We start from the raw sequence: 17,685 nt of genomic DNA, 5'->3' as shown, positions 1-17,685 counted from the left end.
CCGCGAAGGCGTCATCAGCGTTTCATCGCCCAGCCGGCCCGCCACCACCTTCAACACGCTATACTCCCGCTCTTTTTTCCGGAGCGACGTCATGTCCCTGCCTAGCCTGCGCCTCAAAGCCAACGCCGACCGTCGCCTGCGAAACGGCCACCTGTGGGTCTACAGCAACGAAATCGACGTGGCCGCCACCCCGTTGCACGGCTTCAAGGCCGGCGATCAGGCGATCCTCGAAGCTGCCGGCGGCAAGCTGCTGGGCATCGTCGCCATGAGCCCGAACAACCTGATCTGCGCCCGTCTGCTGTCGCGCGACGTCAAGTTGCCGCTGGACAAATCGCTGCTGGTGCACCGCCTGAACGTCGCTCTGTCCCTGCGTGATCGCCTGTTCGACAAGCCGTTTTATCGCCTGGTCTACGGCGATTCCGACCTGCTGCCAGGCCTGGTGGTCGACCGTTTCGGCGACATCCTCGTGGTGCAGATCGCTTCGGCAACCATGGAAGCGCATAAAGACGACGTGATCGCGGCGCTGACCCAAGTGCTCAAGCCAAGCGGCATTCTGTTCAAGAACGACTCCGCCGCCCGCGACGCCGAAGGCCTCAACCGCTACGTCGAAACCGTGTTCGGCCTGGTGCCGGAGTGGGTCGCGCTGGAAGAGAACGGCGTGAAATTCGAAGCCCCGGTCATCCAGGGCCAGAAAACCGGCTGGTTCTACGACCACCGCATGAACCGCGCACGCCTGGCCCCGTATGCCAAAGGCAAACGCGTCCTCGACCTGTACAGCTACATCGGCGGCTGGGGCGTGCAAGCCGCAGCATTCGGCGCCAGTGAAGTGTTCTGCGTCGATGCCTCGGCCTTCGCCCTCGACGGCGTCGAGCGCAACGCCGCGCTGAACGGTTTCGCTGAAAAAATTACCTGCCTCGAAGGTGACGTCTTCGAAGCGCTGAAAGAACTGAAAGCCAGCGAAGAACGCTTCGACGTGATCGTGGCCGACCCGCCGGCGTTCATCAAACGCAAGAAAGACATGAAAAACGGCGAAGGCGCTTACCGTCGCCTGAACGAGCAAGCCATGCGCCTGCTCAGCAAGGACGGCATCCTGGTCAGCGCTTCGTGCTCGATGCACCTGCCGGAAGATGACCTGCAGAACATCCTGCTGACCAGCGCCCGTCACCTGGATCGCAACATCCAGATGCTGGAACGTGGCGGTCAGGGTCCGGATCATCCGGTACACCCGGCGATTGCTGAAACCCGCTACATCAAGAGCATCACCTGCCGGTTGCTGCCAAACAGCTAACCGCTCGGAACGACTGTAGGAGCGAGCCCTGCTCGCGATGGTCGTCAACGATGATGCTGGCTGCCTGACACCCCGCGTAGCCTGCTCGTTTTTCGCGAGCAGGCTCGCTCCTACAACGGTCTGAGAACAGTCCCACACCTCCTGCATTGACTTCCCTATTCATCAAGTCGACTCTCGGCTACCCCTCACGGATCGAGAGCGTTGTTGATGAACCCTTCCCCGCATACCGCGAAAAAATCGTCGCTCATCCTGCTATTGATGACGATGACGCTACTGGGTGTTTTCCCGCTGGACGTGGTGCTCCCGTCCTTTCCCGCGCTCTCTGATTACTTCCTGACCTCAGCCTCCGACATAGCGTTATCCGTCAGCCTGTTCGCCATTGGCCTTGGGCTATCCGTGGTGCTGGTCGGACCGCTGTCGGACTTGTGGGGGCGCAAAACCCTTTTGCTGACTGGCATCGCCATCTCGATCGTCGGCGCTACGGGTTGTCTGCTTTTCAGCGAATACAGCTGGTTTCTGGTATTTCGCGTCATTCAGGCCGTGGGTTGCGGGTCCTTTGTGCTGTCACAGGCACTGATTCAGGATCTGTTCGTCGGCAAGGAACAGGAACGGATGAGGATCTGGATGACCACCGGCGGCGGCGTGTTCATTTCCATATCGCCGCTGCTTGGAACCTGGTTGCAGATGCATCTGGATTGGCAGGGCAGCTTCTATGTCTTTATCGCACTGGCGGTCTTCGTCTGGATAAGGGCTGGCGTGCTCCTCAAGGAAACCCCGCGCAGTCGCAATGCCGCGCCCGGTCACTTTTTCAGTGCCTACTGGCGGCTATGCGCGGATTTTCGCTTCATGGGTTACTGGTTGATTTCGGCCCTGGCCTTCGCCTGCCATTTTTCATTCATCGTCATGTCGCCGATCATTTTCATGGAGCGCCTGGCACTCACGCCCTACGAATTCGCCTGGACATTGTTGCTGTATGGCGTGGCTTATGTGTTCGGCGGGATAGTCGCCAGCGCATTGCATCGGCGTCTGCCGGCCAATTCACAGATAGTGATCGGCCTCGGCCTGATCGCATTGTCGGGGTTGGTCATGCTGTGGCTGGCAAATCAGTTCGGGCTGACGGCCGCTGCGGTGCTGATCCCCATGCTCATCTGCACGGCCGGCACCACCATTGCCCGGCCTATCGCCAATTCCAAAGCCATGACCCTCTATCCACAGGATGCCGGTACGTCCTCCTCGGTCGGCGGCGTGATGATCTTCATGTGCGGCGGCGTGATCAGCGTGATGATCAATCTCGCGTCCGAAGACCTCACCACGGCGCTCGCCTTGTGTTTCCTGATCCTTAGCGTCGCGGGCCTGGGTTTGAACGCGCTGATCATGCAGCGCAATCTGGCACTGAACGCGAGTTGATTTACGCCGGTCGTCATCCGGCGCACGCCACCGGCGCCGGATCAGCGCTTCCCGGCATTCCCTCCAGCCGCCAGCCGTGTAGAATCGCGACATTCATCGCCAGTCATCCCCCGGCGGGTTTATGAGCTCAAGCTGAAGCGCGCGGCGATCCCGCAAAGTTATCGGCAACTTCCGGACACACGGCCATTTCTGAGTGTTCCAGACGTCAATAGAAGCTCACTTCCCTTTTGATACCTGATTAGCCGCCCGGAGTGCTTCATGCCTGATTACCGCTCGAAAACATCCACCCACGGCCGCAACATGGCCGGTGCCCGCGCATTGTGGCGCGCCACGGGGATGAAAGATGACGACTTCAAAAAGCCGATCATCGCCATTGCCAACTCGTTCACCCAGTTCGTACCGGGCCACGTCCACCTCAAGGACCTGGGCCAACTGGTCGCCCGCGAAATCGAACGCGCTGGCGGTGTAGCGAAAGAATTCAACACCATCGCCGTGGATGACGGCATCGCCATGGGCCACGACGGCATGCTGTATTCGCTGCCGAGCCGCGAGATCATCGCCGACTCCGTCGAGTACATGGTCAACGCCCACTGCGCCGACGCCATCGTCTGCATCTCCAACTGCGACAAGATCACCCCAGGCATGCTGATGGCGTCCCTGCGCCTGAACATCCCGGTAATCTTCGTCTCCGGCGGCCCGATGGAAGCCGGCAAGACCAAACTGGCCAGCCACGGTCTCGACCTCGTCGACGCCATGGTGATCGCCGCCGACTCCAGCGCTTCTGACGAGAAGGTTGCCGAGTACGAGCGCAGCGCCTGCCCGACTTGCGGTTCGTGCTCCGGCATGTTCACCGCCAACTCGATGAACTGCCTGGTTGAAGCGTTGGGCCTGGCCTTGCCGGGCAACGGTTCGACCCTCGCCACCCACAGCGACCGCGAGCAGCTGTTCCTGCAGGCCGGGCGCACCATCGTCGAGCTGTGCAAGCGTTACTACGGCGAGAACGACGAGTCGGTATTGCCGCGCAACATCGCCAACTTCAAGGCGTTCGAAAACGCCATGACCCTGGACATCGCCATGGGCGGTTCCACCAACACCATCCTGCACTTGCTGGCCGCCGCCCAGGAAGCCGAGATCGATTTCGACCTGCGCGACATCGACCGTCTTTCCCGTCACGTGCCGCAACTGTGCAAAGTCGCGCCGAACATCCAGAAGTACCACATGGAAGACGTGCACCGCGCCGGCGGGATCTTCAGCATCCTCGGTTCGCTGGCCCGTGGCGGCCTGCTGCACACCGACCTGCCGACCGTGCACAGCAAGACCCTGGCCGAAGGCATCGCCAAGTGGGACATCACCCAGACCGACGACGAAGCCGTGCATCACTTCTTCAAGGCCGGCCCGGCGGGCATCCCGACGCAAACCGCGTTCAGCCAGTCGACCCGTTGGGAAACCCTGGACGACGACCGTGAAAACGGCTGCATCCGCAGTGTCGAACACGCTTACTCGAAAGAAGGCGGCCTGGCCGTTCTCTACGGCAACATCGCGCTGGACGGCTGTGTGGTGAAAACCGCGGGCGTCGACGAGTCGATCCACGTGTTCGAAGGCAACGCAAAAATCTTCGAAAGCCAGGACAGCGCCGTACGCGGCATCCTCGCGGACGAAGTGAAGGCCGGCGACATCGTGATCATCCGTTACGAAGGCCCGAAAGGCGGCCCGGGCATGCAGGAAATGCTGTACCCGACGTCGTACCTGAAATCCAAAGGCCTGGGCAAAGCCTGCGCCCTGCTCACCGACGGCCGTTTCTCCGGCGGCACTTCGGGCCTGTCCATCGGCCACGCTTCGCCGGAAGCCGCTGCCGGTGGCGCGATTGGTCTGGTGCAGGACGGCGACAAAGTGCTGATCGACATTCCGAACCGCTCGATCAACCTGTTGGTCAGCGATGAAGAACTGGCCGGCCGCCGTGCCGAGCAGGATCAGAAAGGCTGGAAGCCTGTGGAAAAACGCCCACGTAAAGTGACCACCGCACTGAAAGCCTACGCCCTGCTGGCGACCAGCGCCGACAAGGGTGCCGTGCGTAACAAGGCGATGCTTGACGGGCTGTAAGGCTTAACCGCAAACAAAAAAATGCCCCGCCAAGTGCGGGGCATTTTTTTGCCGGTCGTTTGATCTACGTTATACGCAAATCCCTGTAGGAGCCGGCTTGCTGGCGATAGCGGTGTGTCAGCCGGCAAATTCTTCGTCTGAAAGTCCGCTATCGTCGGAACGCCGCCCGCAGCAAGCCGGCTCCTACAGTTGATCGGTGTTGCGGTTACTGGATTTCCGCCGGCGTCACGATCACCCAATTCTTGTCCGCCGTCACCGGCAACCCTTCCTTGGCCTGGGCCGCAGCGTGCTTGGCCATCATGCCGTTAATCTGGGTCATGTATTTGTCCTTGCGGTTGACCCACAAGTGGATGCCGCCCTTGGCCACGTCAACATCGTGGAACAGCATGTAACCGTCGCTGCTCGGGGTGTCGCCGCCGACCAGTACCGGTTTTTTCCATTCATCGATGTAGGTCAAGATCGCCGCGTGTTTACCGGCCATCCAGGTCGCCGGCGTCCACAGGTACGGGGTCAGTTCCAGGCCCAGGTTGGCCTTCTCGTCATACTTGCCAGCGGTGATCTGCTTGCGGGCCGTGGTCAGCTCACCGGACTTTTGATCCTTGAGCAGCAGGCTCACGCCAATCACGTTTTGCGGTTTGACGTTGTAGCCGTACTTCGGATCGGAGGCGACCATGCGCACCAGCTCTTCAGAAGCGGCGGTCATCACGTAGACCTCGATGCCGTTCTCCATCAGCTTGTTGTACAGCTCGGTTTGGCCGGTGAAGACTTTCGGCGGGTTAACGTCGAGCTTCTTGACCACGTCGCCTTCGTAATAGGTAGCCGGCACCGGTTTGCCGGACGCCATCAATTCGTCGACATAACCTTTGAGCTCTTGCAGGGTGAAACCGGAGAACACCTGGGCGACCCATGGGTAGCAAACCATGTCGTCGAGTTCGCAGAGGCGGTAGTAGTAGCTGAACAGGCTTTCCTTATGGTCGGCGGTGTCCTTGAACGGAATCAGTTTCAGGGAGGGATCGAGTTTCTCGCGGGTGATCAGGCCCTTGTTTTCCATGAACGGCAGCAGCGATTCTTCGAGGTCATAGCGGTAACTGGTGTTGTCCATGTCGAACACCGCGTAGTTACCTTTGTTGGCGTTGGCCGCGATCATCGCATCCAGTGCCTTGGCCTGATCGGCTGGCCAGTGCTTCAAATCCGTAGCGAAGGCCTGGCCGGCGAGGCCAATGCACAGTGCAGCGAGCAGAAATTTCGGTGCGAACTTCATCGATAGATCTCCCTGATTTAAAGACATCGACGCTAACAAATAAGTGTGACAGTCCCCGTCTGTCAGCGACGGCCAACGCACCTATCGCGCCAGCTGCATTCCTGTAAGCGACACCCGCTTATTCCAAAAACGACAGTCATCAGACTTTTTTGATATTAATTCATTGAAAATCAAGCTGTTAGGCTTGCCGGTTCGCAGCTGCCCCGGAAGGCAGTTGGCACATGTCTAATGGGAGTTCCAATGAATCTGCCGCTGATTCTCAATCTGCTGGTGTTCCTCGCCCTGCTCGTCGCACTGGCGCAAACCCGTCACACGACGTGGAGCCTGGCGAAAAAAGTCCTGCTCGCCCTGGTGTTGGGCGTGGTGTTCGGTGTCGCCTTGCACACCGTTTACGGTGCCGGAAACCCGGTGCTGAAAGCCTCGATCGGCTGGTTCGATCTGGTGGGCAACGGTTACGTGCAGCTACTGCAAATGATCGTGATCCCGCTGGTGTTCGCCTCGATCCTCAGCGCCGTGGCCCGTCTGCACAACGCTTCGTCGCTGGGCAAAATCAGTTTCCTGACCATCGGCACTCTGCTGTTCACCACCGCCATCGCGGCGCTGATCGGTATCGGTTTGACCAACCTGTTCGGCCTGACCGCTGAAGGCCTGGTCGCCGGCACACAGGAAATGGCCCGCCTGCAAACCATTCAGACCGACTACGCAGGCAAGGTCGCGGACCTGAATGTGCCGCAACTGCTGCTGTCGTTCATCCCGCAAAATCCGTTCGCTGACCTGGCGCGCGCCAAGCCGACATCGATCATCAGCGTGGTGATTTTCGCCGCGTTCCTCGGGGTCGCCGCGCTGCAACTGCTGAAGGATGACGTCGAAAAAGGTCAGAAAGTGATCAACGCCATCGACACCCTGCAAGCCTGGGTGATGCGTCTGGTGCGTCTGGTGATGAAGCTGACTCCGTACGGCGTACTGGCGCTGATGACCAAAGTGGTCGCCGGTTCCAACCTGCAAGACATCATCAAGCTCGGCAGTTTTGTCGTGGTGTCCTACATCGGCCTGGGCCTGATGTTTGTAGTCCATGGCGTGCTGGTGTCGGTGGCCGGGATCAACCCGCTGCGGTTCTTCCGCAAAATCTGGCCGGTGCTGACGTTTGCTTTCACCAGCCGCTCCAGCGCGGCGACGATTCCGCTGAGCATCGAAGCGCAGACCAGCCGTCTGGGCATTCCGCAATCCATCGCCAGTTTCGCCGCTTCGTTCGGCGCGACCATTGGCCAGAACGGCTGTGCGGGTTTGTACCCGGCGATGTTGGCAGTGATGGTTGCGCCGACCGTGGGCATCAACCCGCTCGACCCGCTGTGGATCGCGACGCTGGTGGCGATTGTGACCTTGAGTTCGGCCGGTGTGGCCGGCGTGGGCGGTGGTGCGACGTTCGCGGCGCTGATCGTGCTGCCGGCGATGGGTTTGCCGGTGTCACTGGTGGCGTTGCTGATTTCGGTTGAGCCGCTGATTGATATGGGGCGTACGGCGTTGAACGTGAGTGGTTCGATCACGGCCGGGGCGATTACCAGCCAGATCATGCAGCAGACCGATAAAGCGCTGCTGGATGCGGATGAGCATGCGGAGTTGGCTCACGCTTAAGTTCTTTAGCGCCTGATCTGGCCTCATCGCCAGCAGGCTGGCTCCCACAGGGATTTTGGGTGTTCACACAATCTGTGTTTCACCTCAAACCCACTGTGGGAGCCAGCCTGCTGGCGATGCTTTTAGATTTTTTCCCAAACCTCGAAGTTGTACGCCGGTTTGTCGCCTTCAGCCGGATTCGGCACATTCGACACCAGCTTCCACTGCTTCAAATCAAACTCCGGAAACCACGCATCCCCTTCCGGGCTCAGCGCCACGCGCGTCAAATACAACCGATCAGCCTGCGCCAACCCCTGCGCATACAACTGCGCCCCGCCAATCAGCATCAACTCATCGACGCCCTGCTCTTTCGCCCATTCCTCTGCGCGAACCACGGCAGCCTCCAGCGACGGATAAACCTCCGCGCCTTCGAGCACCAGATCCGCCTGACGGCTGACCACGATGTTCAACCGGCCCGGCAGCGGGCGACCGAGGGAATCCCAGGTCTTGCGACCCATGATGATCGGCTTGCCCAGGGTGGTGGCCTTGAAGTATTTGAAGTCCCCCGGCAAGTGCCAGGGCATGCTGTTGTCGACGCCGATCACACGGTTTTCACCGAGGGCTGCGATCAGGCTGAGGGGGAGTGATTTAGTCATGCCGGCGAGGATACCAGAGGCTCGGCTTCTCGCAACGTAGCCCCCCGACAAGCGCCACAGCGGTTATGCTCACAGCTCAATTGAGCGACGGGATGCCGCGTGACTGAACTGAATACCCTCTGGCTGACGGAAACCATTCGCCTGCGCGAAGAACACGCCGGCCCTCTGGATGATCTGGAAGCCAACCGAGTGGCTCGCACGGCGGGCGGCGATCTGCCGACACGGATTTCGCGCCGCGCCTTATGGCTGGCCCAACGCGACGGACTGACCGAAGCCCTCAGGCATTGGCTGCAAGGTGCACGACTGGCGCTGTTGGTGTTGGCCGTGCTGGCCGTGGTCAGCGGCGCCGGCCTGGCGTTTGCCGCGCTGGGCGACGGACAAACGCCGGTCAATGTGTTTTGGGCCTTGGGCAGCTTGCTCGGGCTGAACCTGATTCTGCTGCTGAGCTGGGCGCTGGGCCTGGTGTTTGCCGGTGAGCACGGCGCGACGCTGGGACGCTTGTGGTTGTGGCTCAGCGAAAAACTCGCCCGCGACGCCAAAGCCGCGCAACTGGCGCCCGCGCTGCTGTTGCTGCTGCAACGACAGAAACTCAATCGCTGGGCGCTCGGTGTGCTGGTCAATGGTTTGTGGTTGCTGGCGATGCTCAGCGCGTTGGTGATTGTGCTGATGCTGATGGCGACCCGGCGCTACGGCTTCGTCTGGGAAACCACCATCCTTGGCGGCGACACGTTCGTGGTCATGACTCAGGCTCTGGGCGCCCTGCCGGCTCTGTTGGGTTTCAGCGTGCCCACCGTGGAAATGATCCGCGCCAGCGGCGATGCCGCACTGAACATTGAAAGCGCTCGTCAGGCCTGGGCCGCGTGGCTGGTGGGCGTGTTGCTGGTCTACGGGGTTTTGCCGAGGTTGTTGTTGGCGCTGTTGTGCCTGTGGCGCTGGAAAAGAGGTCGCGCCATGTTGCGTCTGGACCTGAACCTGCCCGGCTACGCGCAACTGCGCGAACGCCTGATGCCGACCAGCGAACGCCTGGGCATCAGCGATGCGGCACCTGCGCAGCTTCATCACGTGGAAAGCGGCGTCAGCGAACTGCAAAGCGACGGCGCGTTGCTGGTGGCCATCGAGCTGGACGATCAACGGCCATGGCCACCACCGCTGCCGAAAACCGTGAACGACGCAGGCATCCTCGACAGTCGCGAATCGCGCCACAAACTCTTGGAACAACTCAGCCGTTTCCCCCCGGCCCGCCTGGCCATCGCCTGCGATCCACGGCGTTCGCCGGACCGCGGCAGCCTCGCGCTGATCGCCGAACTGGCCCGCAACGCCAGCGCCACCCGCGTCTGGTTGCTGCAAGCACCGCCCGGCGAAGCGCTGGATGCCGAGCGCCTCGGCGACTGGCACGTGGCGCTGCAACAGTTGGAACTGCCCTTCGCCGATTGCGCGCCGCTGAATTGGCTGGAGACCGGTCATGACTAATCCGTGGAAAGCGCCGTTGAAGCTCGCCGTGGTCGGTCACACCAACGTCGGCAAAACCTCATTGCTGCGCACGCTGACCCGTGATGTCGGTTTCGGCGAAGTCTCCCATCGCCCGAGCACCACGCGGCACGTTGAAGGCGCGCGGTTGTCGGTGGACGGCGAGCCCTTGCTCGACCTGTTCGATACGCCGGGCCTGGAAGACGCCATCGCCCTGCTCGACTACCTCGAACGCCTGGAGCGTCCCGGTGAACGCCTCGACGGTCCGGCGCGACTGGCGCGCTTTCTTGAAGGCAGTGAAGCGCGGCAGCGGTTCGAACAGGAAGCCAAGGTGCTGCGGCAACTGCTCACCTGCGACGCCGGCCTCTATGTGATCGACGCCCGCGAACCGGTGCTTTCCAAGTACCGCGACGAACTGGAAGTGCTGGCCAGCTGCGGCAAACCGCTGTTGCCGGTGCTGAATTTCGTCAGCAGCGCCAACCACCGCGAGCCGGATTGGCGTGAAGCGTTGGCGCGTCTGGGCTTGCATGCCCTGGTGCGTTTCGACAGCGTGGCGCCGCCGGAAGATGGCGAGCGGCGGCTGTATGAAAGCCTCGCGCTGCTGCTGGAAAATTCTCGCGAGCAACTGGAACGCTTGATCGCCGATCAGCAGGCCCAGCGCCTGGCCCGGCAACAAAGCGCGGCGCGGTTGATTGCCGAATTGTTGATCGATTGTGCGGCGTGTCGGCGTAGCGTGGTCAGCGACGCCGAGCAGGAACAACAGGCGATCAGCGAACTGCGCAAAGCCGTTCGCCAACGGGAACAGCGCTGTGTCGAAGCGCTGCTCACGCTCTACGCCTTCCGCCCGCAAGACGCGGCGGCCAGTGATCTGCCGCTGCTCGATGGCCGCTGGGGCGATGACCTGTTCAACCCGGAAACCCTCAAGCAACTGGGCGTGCGCGTCGGCGGCGGCATCGCCGCGGGTGCGGCCGCCGGGGCCGGGGTGGATCTGCTGGTCGGCGGCTTGACCCTCGGCGCGGCAGCACTGGCCGGCGCGATTGCCGGCGGCGCCCTGCAAACCGCGCGCAGCTACGGCAGCCGGTTGCTGGGCAAGATCAAAGGCCAGCGTGAATTGACGGTCGATGACAGCGTGTTGCGGTTGTTGGCATTGCGGCAGCGGCAGTTGCTGCAAGCGCTGAATGCGCGTGGGCATGCGGCGATGGACAGCATCCAGGTCGCCACGCCACAGGACAAGAGCTGGCGCGAAGGCAAACTGCCCGAAGCCCTGAACAAGGCTCGGGCGCATCCGCAGTGGTCGTCGCTGAATCCCCATGCGAAGTTGAATCAGGCGGAACGGCAGGAGCAGATCGAGGTGTTGGCGCAGCAGCTTTGATACGGTTGATCAGCGCCAGTTGAACCTCAGAAACGTGGATCTCAATGTCCAGGCAAGCTGTTTGTCCACTTTATCCAAATCGCCATCACCATCCATATCGAGACCGAACACCATGTCAACCATGTAGCCCTCAAGGGAGTCTAAAACAGTGGCGGTGGAAACGAGGCTTCGGCCTGAAGGTCTGCGGGAACTATCATGAAAGTGCAGTTCCACGGGGTCTAGACCACCGTCGTAAGCAAAATCCTCTACATATATCTTGACATAGCGATCCCAAGTATCTCCATTATTGAACCAGCTAAGCTGCAGGAACGCTTCTGCAAACAAGTTGATTAGCTCCTCATCCTTAATGTTTTCCTTACCGTCGTTGTTCACGTCGCCATACTGAAAATCAACTTTGCCATCGGCAGTGTTATCCAGTGCATAGGCTTCGTGAACGAGCCGATCTTCGGCACCGTCAATCTCTTCGAAAAAATGCAGGATCAGGTTGTCAGCCCTGCCGTAAGCACTTCGGTCCTGGGCTGTAACTTTCAAATAACGCATGTGGATAGCTCAAATCAATTTAGGGTCGATCAAGCTATCCCATCCTCGTAAAACGCTCTGCGCGAACAATCTCTTCATCCTGTAGGAGGTCTCACCAGTAGTTGTGGTTCAAGCCGCCCTGGGCAGAAGGCCCAAAGCCTTGCGCTTCAGAACGTCGAGATCCAGAAGAGGCACGTTCATCTCCTTCGCCAACTCATCCCACTGGCGCATGCGCAAACTCACCGCGCACAACGGGTCCTGCTCGAAGGCTTCAGCCTCGGCCGGGGTCATCACCCCGCCCTGATACTCCAGGGTCCGACGGCTGGCCTCGCTCAATCGTTCGTAATACCCGGGCTCCTTGAGTGTCAGGTAGCGCTTGGCCTGAACGTGATACTCCACCAGCCGCGCCATGCGTTCACTGAAACCTGCGCGACGCAGGTAATCGGCGCCCAGCCGCTCGTGGCTGACCACGCCGAAGCCGCCCATGTTCGGCGCGTTGTCGGCACAGATATGGCCGATGTCGTGGAAGAATGCCGCCAGCACCACTTCATCATCGAAGCCTTCCGCCATGGCCAGTTGTGCAGCCTGGGACATGTGCTCGATCTGCGACACCGGCTCGCCGATGTAATCACTGTCGCCGAAGCGCTCATACAGCCCAAACACCTCGTCGATCACTTGCGCCTTGCGGTCCATCAACGCTCTCCCAATAACGTCGCGACATTACGTTCTGCCATCGCCGGCCCGACACTCATGCCGACGCCAGTGTGCATCAGTGCCACGCTCACACCCGGCATCGGCCGCAGGAACGAAAACGGCCCTGGCCCTCGGGAACCATAGACCCCCTGCCAGCGCTCGACCACTTGCACCTTGCAGCCCAGCGTCTGCTCGGCCAGTTCGATCATCCAGTCATCCACCTGCTCGGCATTGAACGGTGACGGATCACTGCCGTAGTGGTGGGAATCGCCGATGATCAGCTCGCCGTGAGGTGTCGGGCTGATCAGCAGGTGAATGCCGTTTTCATGCAAGTGCGGTTGCTCGCGCAGGATCTGCGCCTGCACTGCCGCTGCTTCCGGCAGATCGGCGAAGGCGCCGTAATGCACGCAACTCAAACCGGTGAGCAGCGCGTGTTGCAGGTTGAGGTTGATCTGCGGGCGGGCGCGGAGCATTTGCAGGCGGCAGATTTGCGGGTTGAGCGCGGCAATCGGCTCGGCCAGCAAGGTCTGATAATCGTGGCCGGAGCAGACGATGATGTGCTCGGCGTTGAAGGTGCCGGCGGTGCTGTGCAAGCGGCCCGGTTCGATGTCGCGCACGAGGGTGGAGAAGTGAAACTCGACGTTCATTTCACGGCGCAGGTAATCGATCAACGCCGGGATCGCTTCGCGGGAATACAGTTGCTGATCGTCCATGCCGTGCAGCGCAGCGCGGTGATGGCGGAACTGGCCGCCGTACTGGTCGCGCAATGCGGCGCCGCGCAGCAGCTCGACGCGGTAACCGTGTTCCACGGCGCGGCCGGCGCAAAATACTTCCAGCAGGTGTTCTTCGGCTTCGGTGCGGGCAAACAGATACGAGCCGTTGCGCTTGAGTTGCAGGCCGGCCAGTTGCGCCCATTGGCCCCAGATCTCGCGGCTGGCTTTGGCCAGTTCGAGCATCGGGCCCGGTGGCTGGCCGGTGACGAGGGCTTGGCCAAAGTTGCGCACCGAGGCGCCCAAGGGCGTTTCGCTGCGTTCGAAAACCGTGACTTTCAGGCCGCGCCTGGCGGCGGCGTAGGCGTGGGACAGGCCGAGGATGCCGGCGCCTACGATCAGCAGGTCGTTGTGTTGTGTCATCAAGAGATGTCCTGAATTTGAAGCCGCCTTCGCGGGCAAGCCTCGCTCCTACAGGGGGTACGCGATCACCTGTAGGAGCGAGCGGTGCGGCGATCCGACTTGCCCGCGAAGGGGCCCGTCAGCCGATGAAAATCTTACTTGGCAGCCACTTTCTCGGACTTGCCGTCATAGCGCTTGCGCCACTCGGTCAGGATTTCGTCGCGATTCTTCGACGCCCAGGCGAAGTCGTTCTTGATCAGGCGCTGCTCGTAATCCGCCGGCAATTCGGTCTGCGGCTTGGCGATACCCGGCTGAGCGAGGACGGCGAAGTTATCTTTGTACAGCTCCATCGCCGCTGGGCTGGCCGAGAAGTCTGCCAGTTTCTTCGCCGCGTCTTCATGCGGTGTGCCCTTGATCACCGCCGTCGCTTCGATCTCCCAGCCCAGGCCTTCTTTCGGCAGGATGATGTCCAGCGGTGCGCCTTGGCGCTTCAACTGAACAGCCGGGTATTCAAAGGAAATACCAATCGGGAACTCACCCGCCGCCGCCAGTTTGCAAGGCTTGGAACCGGAGTGAACGTACTGGCCGATGTTCTGGTGCAGGTCGTCCATGTACTGCCAGCCCTGCTTCTCGCCGAAGGTTTGCAGCCAGGCGCTGACGTCGAGGAAACCGGTGCCGGACGAGGCCGGGTTCGGCATCACGATCTTGCCTTTGTACTCAGGCTTGGTCAGGTCCTGCCAGCTCACGGGTTTGGTCAAACCCTGCTTCTCTGCTTCGACGGTGTTGAAGCAAATGGTCGCGGCCCAGACGTCCATGCCAACCCAGGCTGGCGGGTTGGCGGCGTCGCGGTAGTTGCCGCCGATCTTGCCGAGGTCCTTCGGCGCGTAGCTTTGCAGCATGCCTTGCTGATCGAGAATCGCCAGGCTCGACGCGGCCAGGCCCCAGACGGCATCAGCCTGCGGGCGGGCTTTTTCGGCCAGCAGTTTGGCGGTGATGATGCCGGTGGAATCGCGCACCCACTTGATCTCGACGTCCGGGTTGGCTTTTTCGAAGGCTTCTTTGTAGGTCTTCAGTTGTTCGGCTTCGAGGGCGGTGTACACCGTCAACTCGGTTTTCGCCGCGAAGGCGTTCAGGCTGAAAGCGGTGAGGACAGCAGCGGCCAGGGCCAGGGGCTTGAACATGATCTTTTCCTGTTTTGAGTTGAGGTTGCGGGAGTGGAAATCAGTGACCAGGCGCGATCTGCCGCCAGGCTTGGGAGCGACGCAGCAAACCGCGCGAGGCCCAGGCCAGCAGCAGGGACACGCCCGCCGAGGTGAACAGAATCAGGGTCGACATCGCCGCCGCGCCGCCGACGTTGCCGGCGTCGTCCATGTTCAGTACCGCCACCGCTGCGAGGATGGTGTCGGGGCTGTAGAGGAAGATCGCCGCCGAGACGGTGGTCATGGCCGAGACGAACAGGTAGCGCACGATGTCCAACAGCGCCGGCAGGCAGATCGGCACGGTGACCCGCAGGTAATGCCGGTACAGCGGCGCCTTGAGCGACAGCGCGGCGGCTTCAAACTCGGCGTCGAGTTGGCGTAGCGCCGTGGTCGCGGTCATTTGCGCGGTGGTCAGATAGTGAGCAATGGTGCAGACCACCAGCAGGGTCATGGTCCCGTAGAGCACATGCAGCGGGTTGTCGCTGAGGTTGAAGAAGAAGACATAACCCAGGCCCAGCACCAGACCCGGCACCGCCATCGGTACGAAACTGAGCATGCGCAATGTCAGATTCAGTCCGCGCTGGCCCTTGGTTTTTTCCATCAGGTAGGCGCCGGTGAAGATCAGCACGCTGCCGATCAACGCCGTGCACAGGGCCATCTTCACGCTGTTGCCGTAGGCCAGCCAACCGCCGCCCGCCGTGTCGTTGAACTGGTAATGGTTGAGCGACAGCGACAGGTTGTACGGCCAGAATTTCACCAGCGACGAGAACACCGCCATGCCAAACACCAGCAGCAACACCGCGCAGATCAGCAGCACGATGGCCAGGTAGCAGCCGTCGCGCAGTTTCGACGGTGCCGGTTGAAAGACCTGCGCCCGACCGCTCATGGAATCACCGTGACGCCGGCGCAGCCACGCATCGACCCCGAAGCTGAACAGCGCCGGCAGCAGCAGGACCATGCCGATCAATGCACCGCGACCGAATTGTTGCTGACCAACCACGGCTTTGTAGGCTTCCAGCGCCAACACCTGATAGTCGCCGCCGACCACCACGGGCACGCCGAAGTCAGTGATGGTCAGGGTGAAAACAAGACAGAACGCAGCGAACACCGCCTGACGCGTCGCCGGCCAGGTGATGCTGCGGAAGGCTTTCGCCGGACTGGCGCCCATGCTGGAGGCGGCATCGAACAGTCGCGCATCCGCCAGGGACAGGGCTGACAGCAGAATCATCAAGGCGTGTGGGAAGGTGTAGATGACCTCGCCCAGAACAATGCCCCAGAAGCCGTAGATATTGTCCGAGAGCAAACCGCGCAACATGCCTTGGTTACCGAACAGATAAACCAGTGCAATGCCCGGCAACATCGACGGCGCCATCAATGGCAACAGCGACATTCCACGCCAGATAGCCTTGCCCGGAATCAGGGTGCGTTGCAGCGCGTAGGCAAACAGGTAGGCCAGCGGTACGACAATCGCCGCGACGCTGAGGGACACTTTCAGGCTATTGCCGAGCAACCAGTGGAAATTCGCACTGGTGACCAGTTCACGCGCAGCCACCAGACCACCGCCCTGCCCGGCCTCCGAACTGAAGCCACGCCAGAAGATCGCCAACAACGGCATCAGCACTGCGACGCCGAGCAACACCAGCAAAAGGACTTTGCCGCCGACCACGAACACCCGGTCGCCGATCTCGGCACGGGAGGTCTGCCGAACCTGCTTGTGCGGTATCGGCAGCGCGATGTTCGCGCTCATCAGGCAAACACCTGCAGGCTGCGCGGCGGCAAGGCGACCATGATCTGCTGCGCGCCGAGACGCGGCATGGCTTCCGGTGCCAGTTCCGCCAGCAGTGCGTGACCCGGCAGTTGATCGAGCTCGAAGCTCATGCGGCAGCGGTTGCCGAGAAAGGTGATTTCACGAACCTTGGCCGGGAACAGGTTTTCTTCATGCACCAGCGGGTTGACGTTGATCGCCTCGGGCCGGCAGAACAAACGACCCGACGCGGTTTTTGCACTGCCATCCGCCAGACGCATGTTCATCCCGCCGACCTGCGCATGACTGTCGCTGCTGCGCTGGAAGGGCAGCCAGTTGCCCTGGCCGACAAACTCCGCCACGAACGGCGTGGCCGGGCGGTCGTAGATTTCCTGCGGCGTGGCGTATTGCTCGACCTTGCCGTTGTTCATCACGGCGATGCGGTCGGCCATCAGCATGGCCTCGTCCTGATTGTGGGTGACCATCAGCGTGGTGATGCCTAGGCTGCGCTGCAGTTGGCGCAGTTCGGTGCACAGGTGCTCGCGGACTCGGGCATCGAGGGCGGACATCGGCTCGTCCAGCAACAACAACGAAGGCGCCGGCGCCAGGGCGCGGGCCAGTGCGACACGTTGCTGCTGACCGCCGGACAATTGGCCGGGGTACTTTTTCTCACTGCCGGTCAGGCCGACCAGTTCCAGCATCTGACCGACGCGCTTGCGCACTTCATCGCGACCGCTGCCGGCGAGGCCGTAGGCAATGTTCGCTTCGACGGTGAGATTGGGGAACAACGCGTAGGACTGAAACAGAATGCCGTAGTCCCGCGCCTGAGGTGCCAGGTGCGAGACGTCGCGATCACCGAGGTACAACTCGCCGCTGTCCTGTTTCTCCAGACCGGCGATGCAACGCAGCAAGGTGGTCTTGCCACAGCCCGACGGCCCCAGCAGGCACACCAGTTCACCGGCCGCCACGTCGAGGGAAACGTTATCCAGCGCAGTGAAAGCGCCGAAGCGTTTCTGCACGCCGCGCACCTTCATCGGGGCGCCGGGGTTGGTCAGGGCAGTTGCGATCGAGTGGTTCATGGACGGGCCTCATCAAGCAGATGAAGGCCATCCTAGGGATGTAATGCGTCCGTCATGTGGCAGTGAGGCCAAAACGGCTGATAGTGGTATTCGTAAATTTTGGAGCTGCCCTCTGAAATAAGGCCAGAACGGCTTTTTCAACTCGAACAAAACTTACTATAAAAACAATCAGCACTC

14 protein-coding genes and 1 pseudogene are annotated in these 17,685 nt (G+C 61.2%); 7 read left to right on the top strand and 8 right to left on the bottom strand.

What is annotated here, in order from left to right; all coding sequences use genetic code 11:
* The first annotated feature begins 91 nt into the window (after window positions 1–91).
* The 4 genes and pseudogenes from KGA97_RS09735 (at window position 92) to ilvD (ending at window position 4,795) form a co-directional block, all read left to right on the top strand.
* On the top strand, window positions 92–1,288 hold the full coding sequence (locus tag KGA97_RS09735; RefSeq protein WP_008026111.1) for a class I SAM-dependent rRNA methyltransferase: 1,197 nt from the start codon (window positions 92–94) through the stop codon (window positions 1,286–1,288).
* A gap of 37 nt (window positions 1,289–1,325) precedes the next feature.
* Window positions 1,326–1,403 (top strand): annotated as a pseudogene (locus tag KGA97_RS09730) (outer membrane lipoprotein carrier protein LolA); the annotation flags it as partial.
* Window positions 1,404–1,495: 92 nt separating this feature from the next.
* Window positions 1,496–2,695, top strand: a complete 1,200-nt coding sequence (locus KGA97_RS09725; protein ID WP_223480677.1) for an MFS transporter — start codon at window positions 1,496–1,498, stop codon at window positions 2,693–2,695.
* A gap of 258 nt (window positions 2,696–2,953) precedes the next feature.
* Complete coding sequence (gene ilvD / locus KGA97_RS09720; protein WP_223480676.1) at window positions 2,954–4,795, top strand: dihydroxy-acid dehydratase; 1,842 nt, start codon at window positions 2,954–2,956, stop codon at window positions 4,793–4,795.
* A gap of 205 nt (window positions 4,796–5,000) precedes the next feature.
* Here the strand turns inward: ilvD and KGA97_RS09715 are convergent, their stop codons facing one another.
* Complete coding sequence (locus KGA97_RS09715) at window positions 5,001–6,056, bottom strand: hypothetical protein (protein WP_008026105.1); 1,056 nt, start codon at window positions 6,054–6,056, stop codon at window positions 5,001–5,003.
* Between the two features lie 240 nt (window positions 6,057–6,296).
* Between KGA97_RS09715 and KGA97_RS09710 the strand changes: the two genes are divergently transcribed.
* Window positions 6,297–7,688 (top strand): L-cystine transporter, encoded by a 1,392-nt coding sequence (locus tag KGA97_RS09710; RefSeq protein ID WP_223449991.1) that lies wholly within the window; start codon window positions 6,297–6,299, stop codon window positions 7,686–7,688.
* A 122-nt stretch (window positions 7,689–7,810) separates the two neighbouring features.
* On the opposite strand, the gene KGA97_RS09705 is transcribed toward KGA97_RS09710, so the two are convergent.
* On the bottom strand, window positions 7,811–8,323 hold the full coding sequence (locus KGA97_RS09705) for a dihydrofolate reductase (RefSeq protein WP_008026102.1): 513 nt from the start codon (window positions 8,321–8,323) through the stop codon (window positions 7,811–7,813).
* Between the two features lie 99 nt (window positions 8,324–8,422).
* Between KGA97_RS09705 and KGA97_RS09700 the strand changes: the two genes are divergently transcribed.
* Together KGA97_RS09700 and KGA97_RS09695 are read left to right on the top strand one after the other, a co-directional pair.
* Entirely contained in the window at window positions 8,423–9,793 is a 1,371-nt protein-coding gene (locus KGA97_RS09700; protein ID WP_223480675.1) for a DUF2868 domain-containing protein, read from the top strand.
* On the top strand, window positions 9,786–11,162 hold the full coding sequence (locus KGA97_RS09695; RefSeq protein WP_192227532.1) for a GTPase/DUF3482 domain-containing protein: 1,377 nt from the start codon (window positions 9,786–9,788) through the stop codon (window positions 11,160–11,162). Before KGA97_RS09700 ends, KGA97_RS09695 begins: the two co-directional genes overlap by 8 nt.
* 9 nt (window positions 11,163–11,171) lie before the next feature.
* On the opposite strand, the gene KGA97_RS09690 is transcribed toward KGA97_RS09695, so the two are convergent.
* From KGA97_RS09690 to KGA97_RS09665, 6 genes are all read right to left on the bottom strand, one after another.
* Window positions 11,172–11,702, bottom strand: a complete 531-nt coding sequence (locus KGA97_RS09690; RefSeq protein WP_223480674.1) for a hypothetical protein — start codon at window positions 11,700–11,702, stop codon at window positions 11,172–11,174.
* 108 nt (window positions 11,703–11,810) lie between these two features.
* Entirely contained in the window at window positions 11,811–12,374 is a 564-nt protein-coding gene (locus KGA97_RS09685) for a phosphonate degradation HD-domain oxygenase (RefSeq protein WP_223480673.1), read from the bottom strand.
* Window positions 12,374–13,507: a TIGR03364 family FAD-dependent oxidoreductase gene (locus KGA97_RS09680; protein WP_223480672.1), complete on the bottom strand. Its 1,134-nt coding sequence runs from the start codon at window positions 13,505–13,507 to the stop codon at window positions 12,374–12,376. The genes KGA97_RS09685 and KGA97_RS09680 overlap by 1 nt, the downstream gene beginning before the upstream one ends.
* A 134-nt stretch (window positions 13,508–13,641) precedes the next feature.
* Window positions 13,642–14,667, bottom strand: coding sequence for a putative 2-aminoethylphosphonate ABC transporter substrate-binding protein (locus KGA97_RS09675; RefSeq protein ID WP_223480671.1), 1,026 nt, complete (start codon window positions 14,665–14,667; stop codon window positions 13,642–13,644).
* 40 nt (window positions 14,668–14,707) lie between these two features.
* Window positions 14,708–16,432: a putative 2-aminoethylphosphonate ABC transporter permease subunit gene (locus KGA97_RS09670; protein ID WP_207284891.1), complete on the bottom strand. Its 1,725-nt coding sequence runs from the start codon at window positions 16,430–16,432 to the stop codon at window positions 14,708–14,710.
* Window positions 16,432–17,508, bottom strand: a complete 1,077-nt coding sequence (locus KGA97_RS09665) for a putative 2-aminoethylphosphonate ABC transporter ATP-binding protein (RefSeq protein ID WP_008026095.1) — start codon at window positions 17,506–17,508, stop codon at window positions 16,432–16,434. Before KGA97_RS09665 ends, KGA97_RS09670 begins: the two co-directional genes overlap by 1 nt.
* Window positions 17,509–17,685: the final 177 nt, after the last annotated feature.

Origin of the sequence: Pseudomonas sp. BF-B-15 (assembly GCF_019946675.1) — a bacterium.
Taxonomy (GTDB): domain Bacteria; phylum Pseudomonadota; class Gammaproteobacteria; order Pseudomonadales; family Pseudomonadaceae; genus Aquipseudomonas; species Aquipseudomonas migulae.
This window is presented reverse-complemented; position numbering and strand designations above follow the sequence as displayed.

Bases quoted from the DNA above. Each gene is read 5' to 3' on its own strand.
- KGA97_RS09705 (WP_008026102.1), bottom strand. From the start codon at position 8,323: ATGACTAAATCACTCCCCCTCAGCCTGATCGCAGCCCTCGGTGAAAAC.
- KGA97_RS09670 (WP_207284891.1), bottom strand. From the start codon at position 16,432: ATGAGCGCGAACATCGCGCTGCCGATACCGCACAAGCAGGTTCGGCAG.
- ilvD (WP_223480676.1), top strand. From the start codon at position 2,954: ATGCCTGATTACCGCTCGAAAACATCCACCCACGGCCGCAACATGGCC.
- KGA97_RS09685 (WP_223480673.1), bottom strand. From the start codon at position 12,374: ATGGACCGCAAGGCGCAAGTGATCGACGAGGTGTTTGGGCTGTATGAG.
- KGA97_RS09690 (WP_223480674.1), bottom strand. From the start codon at position 11,702: ATGCGTTATTTGAAAGTTACAGCCCAGGACCGAAGTGCTTACGGCAGG.
- KGA97_RS09710 (WP_223449991.1), top strand. From the start codon at position 6,297: ATGAATCTGCCGCTGATTCTCAATCTGCTGGTGTTCCTCGCCCTGCTC.
- KGA97_RS09695 (WP_192227532.1), top strand. From the start codon at position 9,786: ATGACTAATCCGTGGAAAGCGCCGTTGAAGCTCGCCGTGGTCGGTCAC.
- KGA97_RS09725 (WP_223480677.1), top strand. From the start codon at position 1,496: ATGAACCCTTCCCCGCATACCGCGAAAAAATCGTCGCTCATCCTGCTA.
- KGA97_RS09735 (WP_008026111.1), top strand. From the start codon at position 92: ATGTCCCTGCCTAGCCTGCGCCTCAAAGCCAACGCCGACCGTCGCCTG.
- KGA97_RS09715 (WP_008026105.1), bottom strand. From the start codon at position 6,056: ATGAAGTTCGCACCGAAATTTCTGCTCGCTGCACTGTGCATTGGCCTC.
- KGA97_RS09675 (WP_223480671.1), bottom strand. From the start codon at position 14,667: ATGTTCAAGCCCCTGGCCCTGGCCGCTGCTGTCCTCACCGCTTTCAGC.
- KGA97_RS09665 (WP_008026095.1), bottom strand. From the start codon at position 17,508: ATGAACCACTCGATCGCAACTGCCCTGACCAACCCCGGCGCCCCGATG.
- KGA97_RS09680 (WP_223480672.1), bottom strand. From the start codon at position 13,507: ATGACACAACACAACGACCTGCTGATCGTAGGCGCCGGCATCCTCGGC.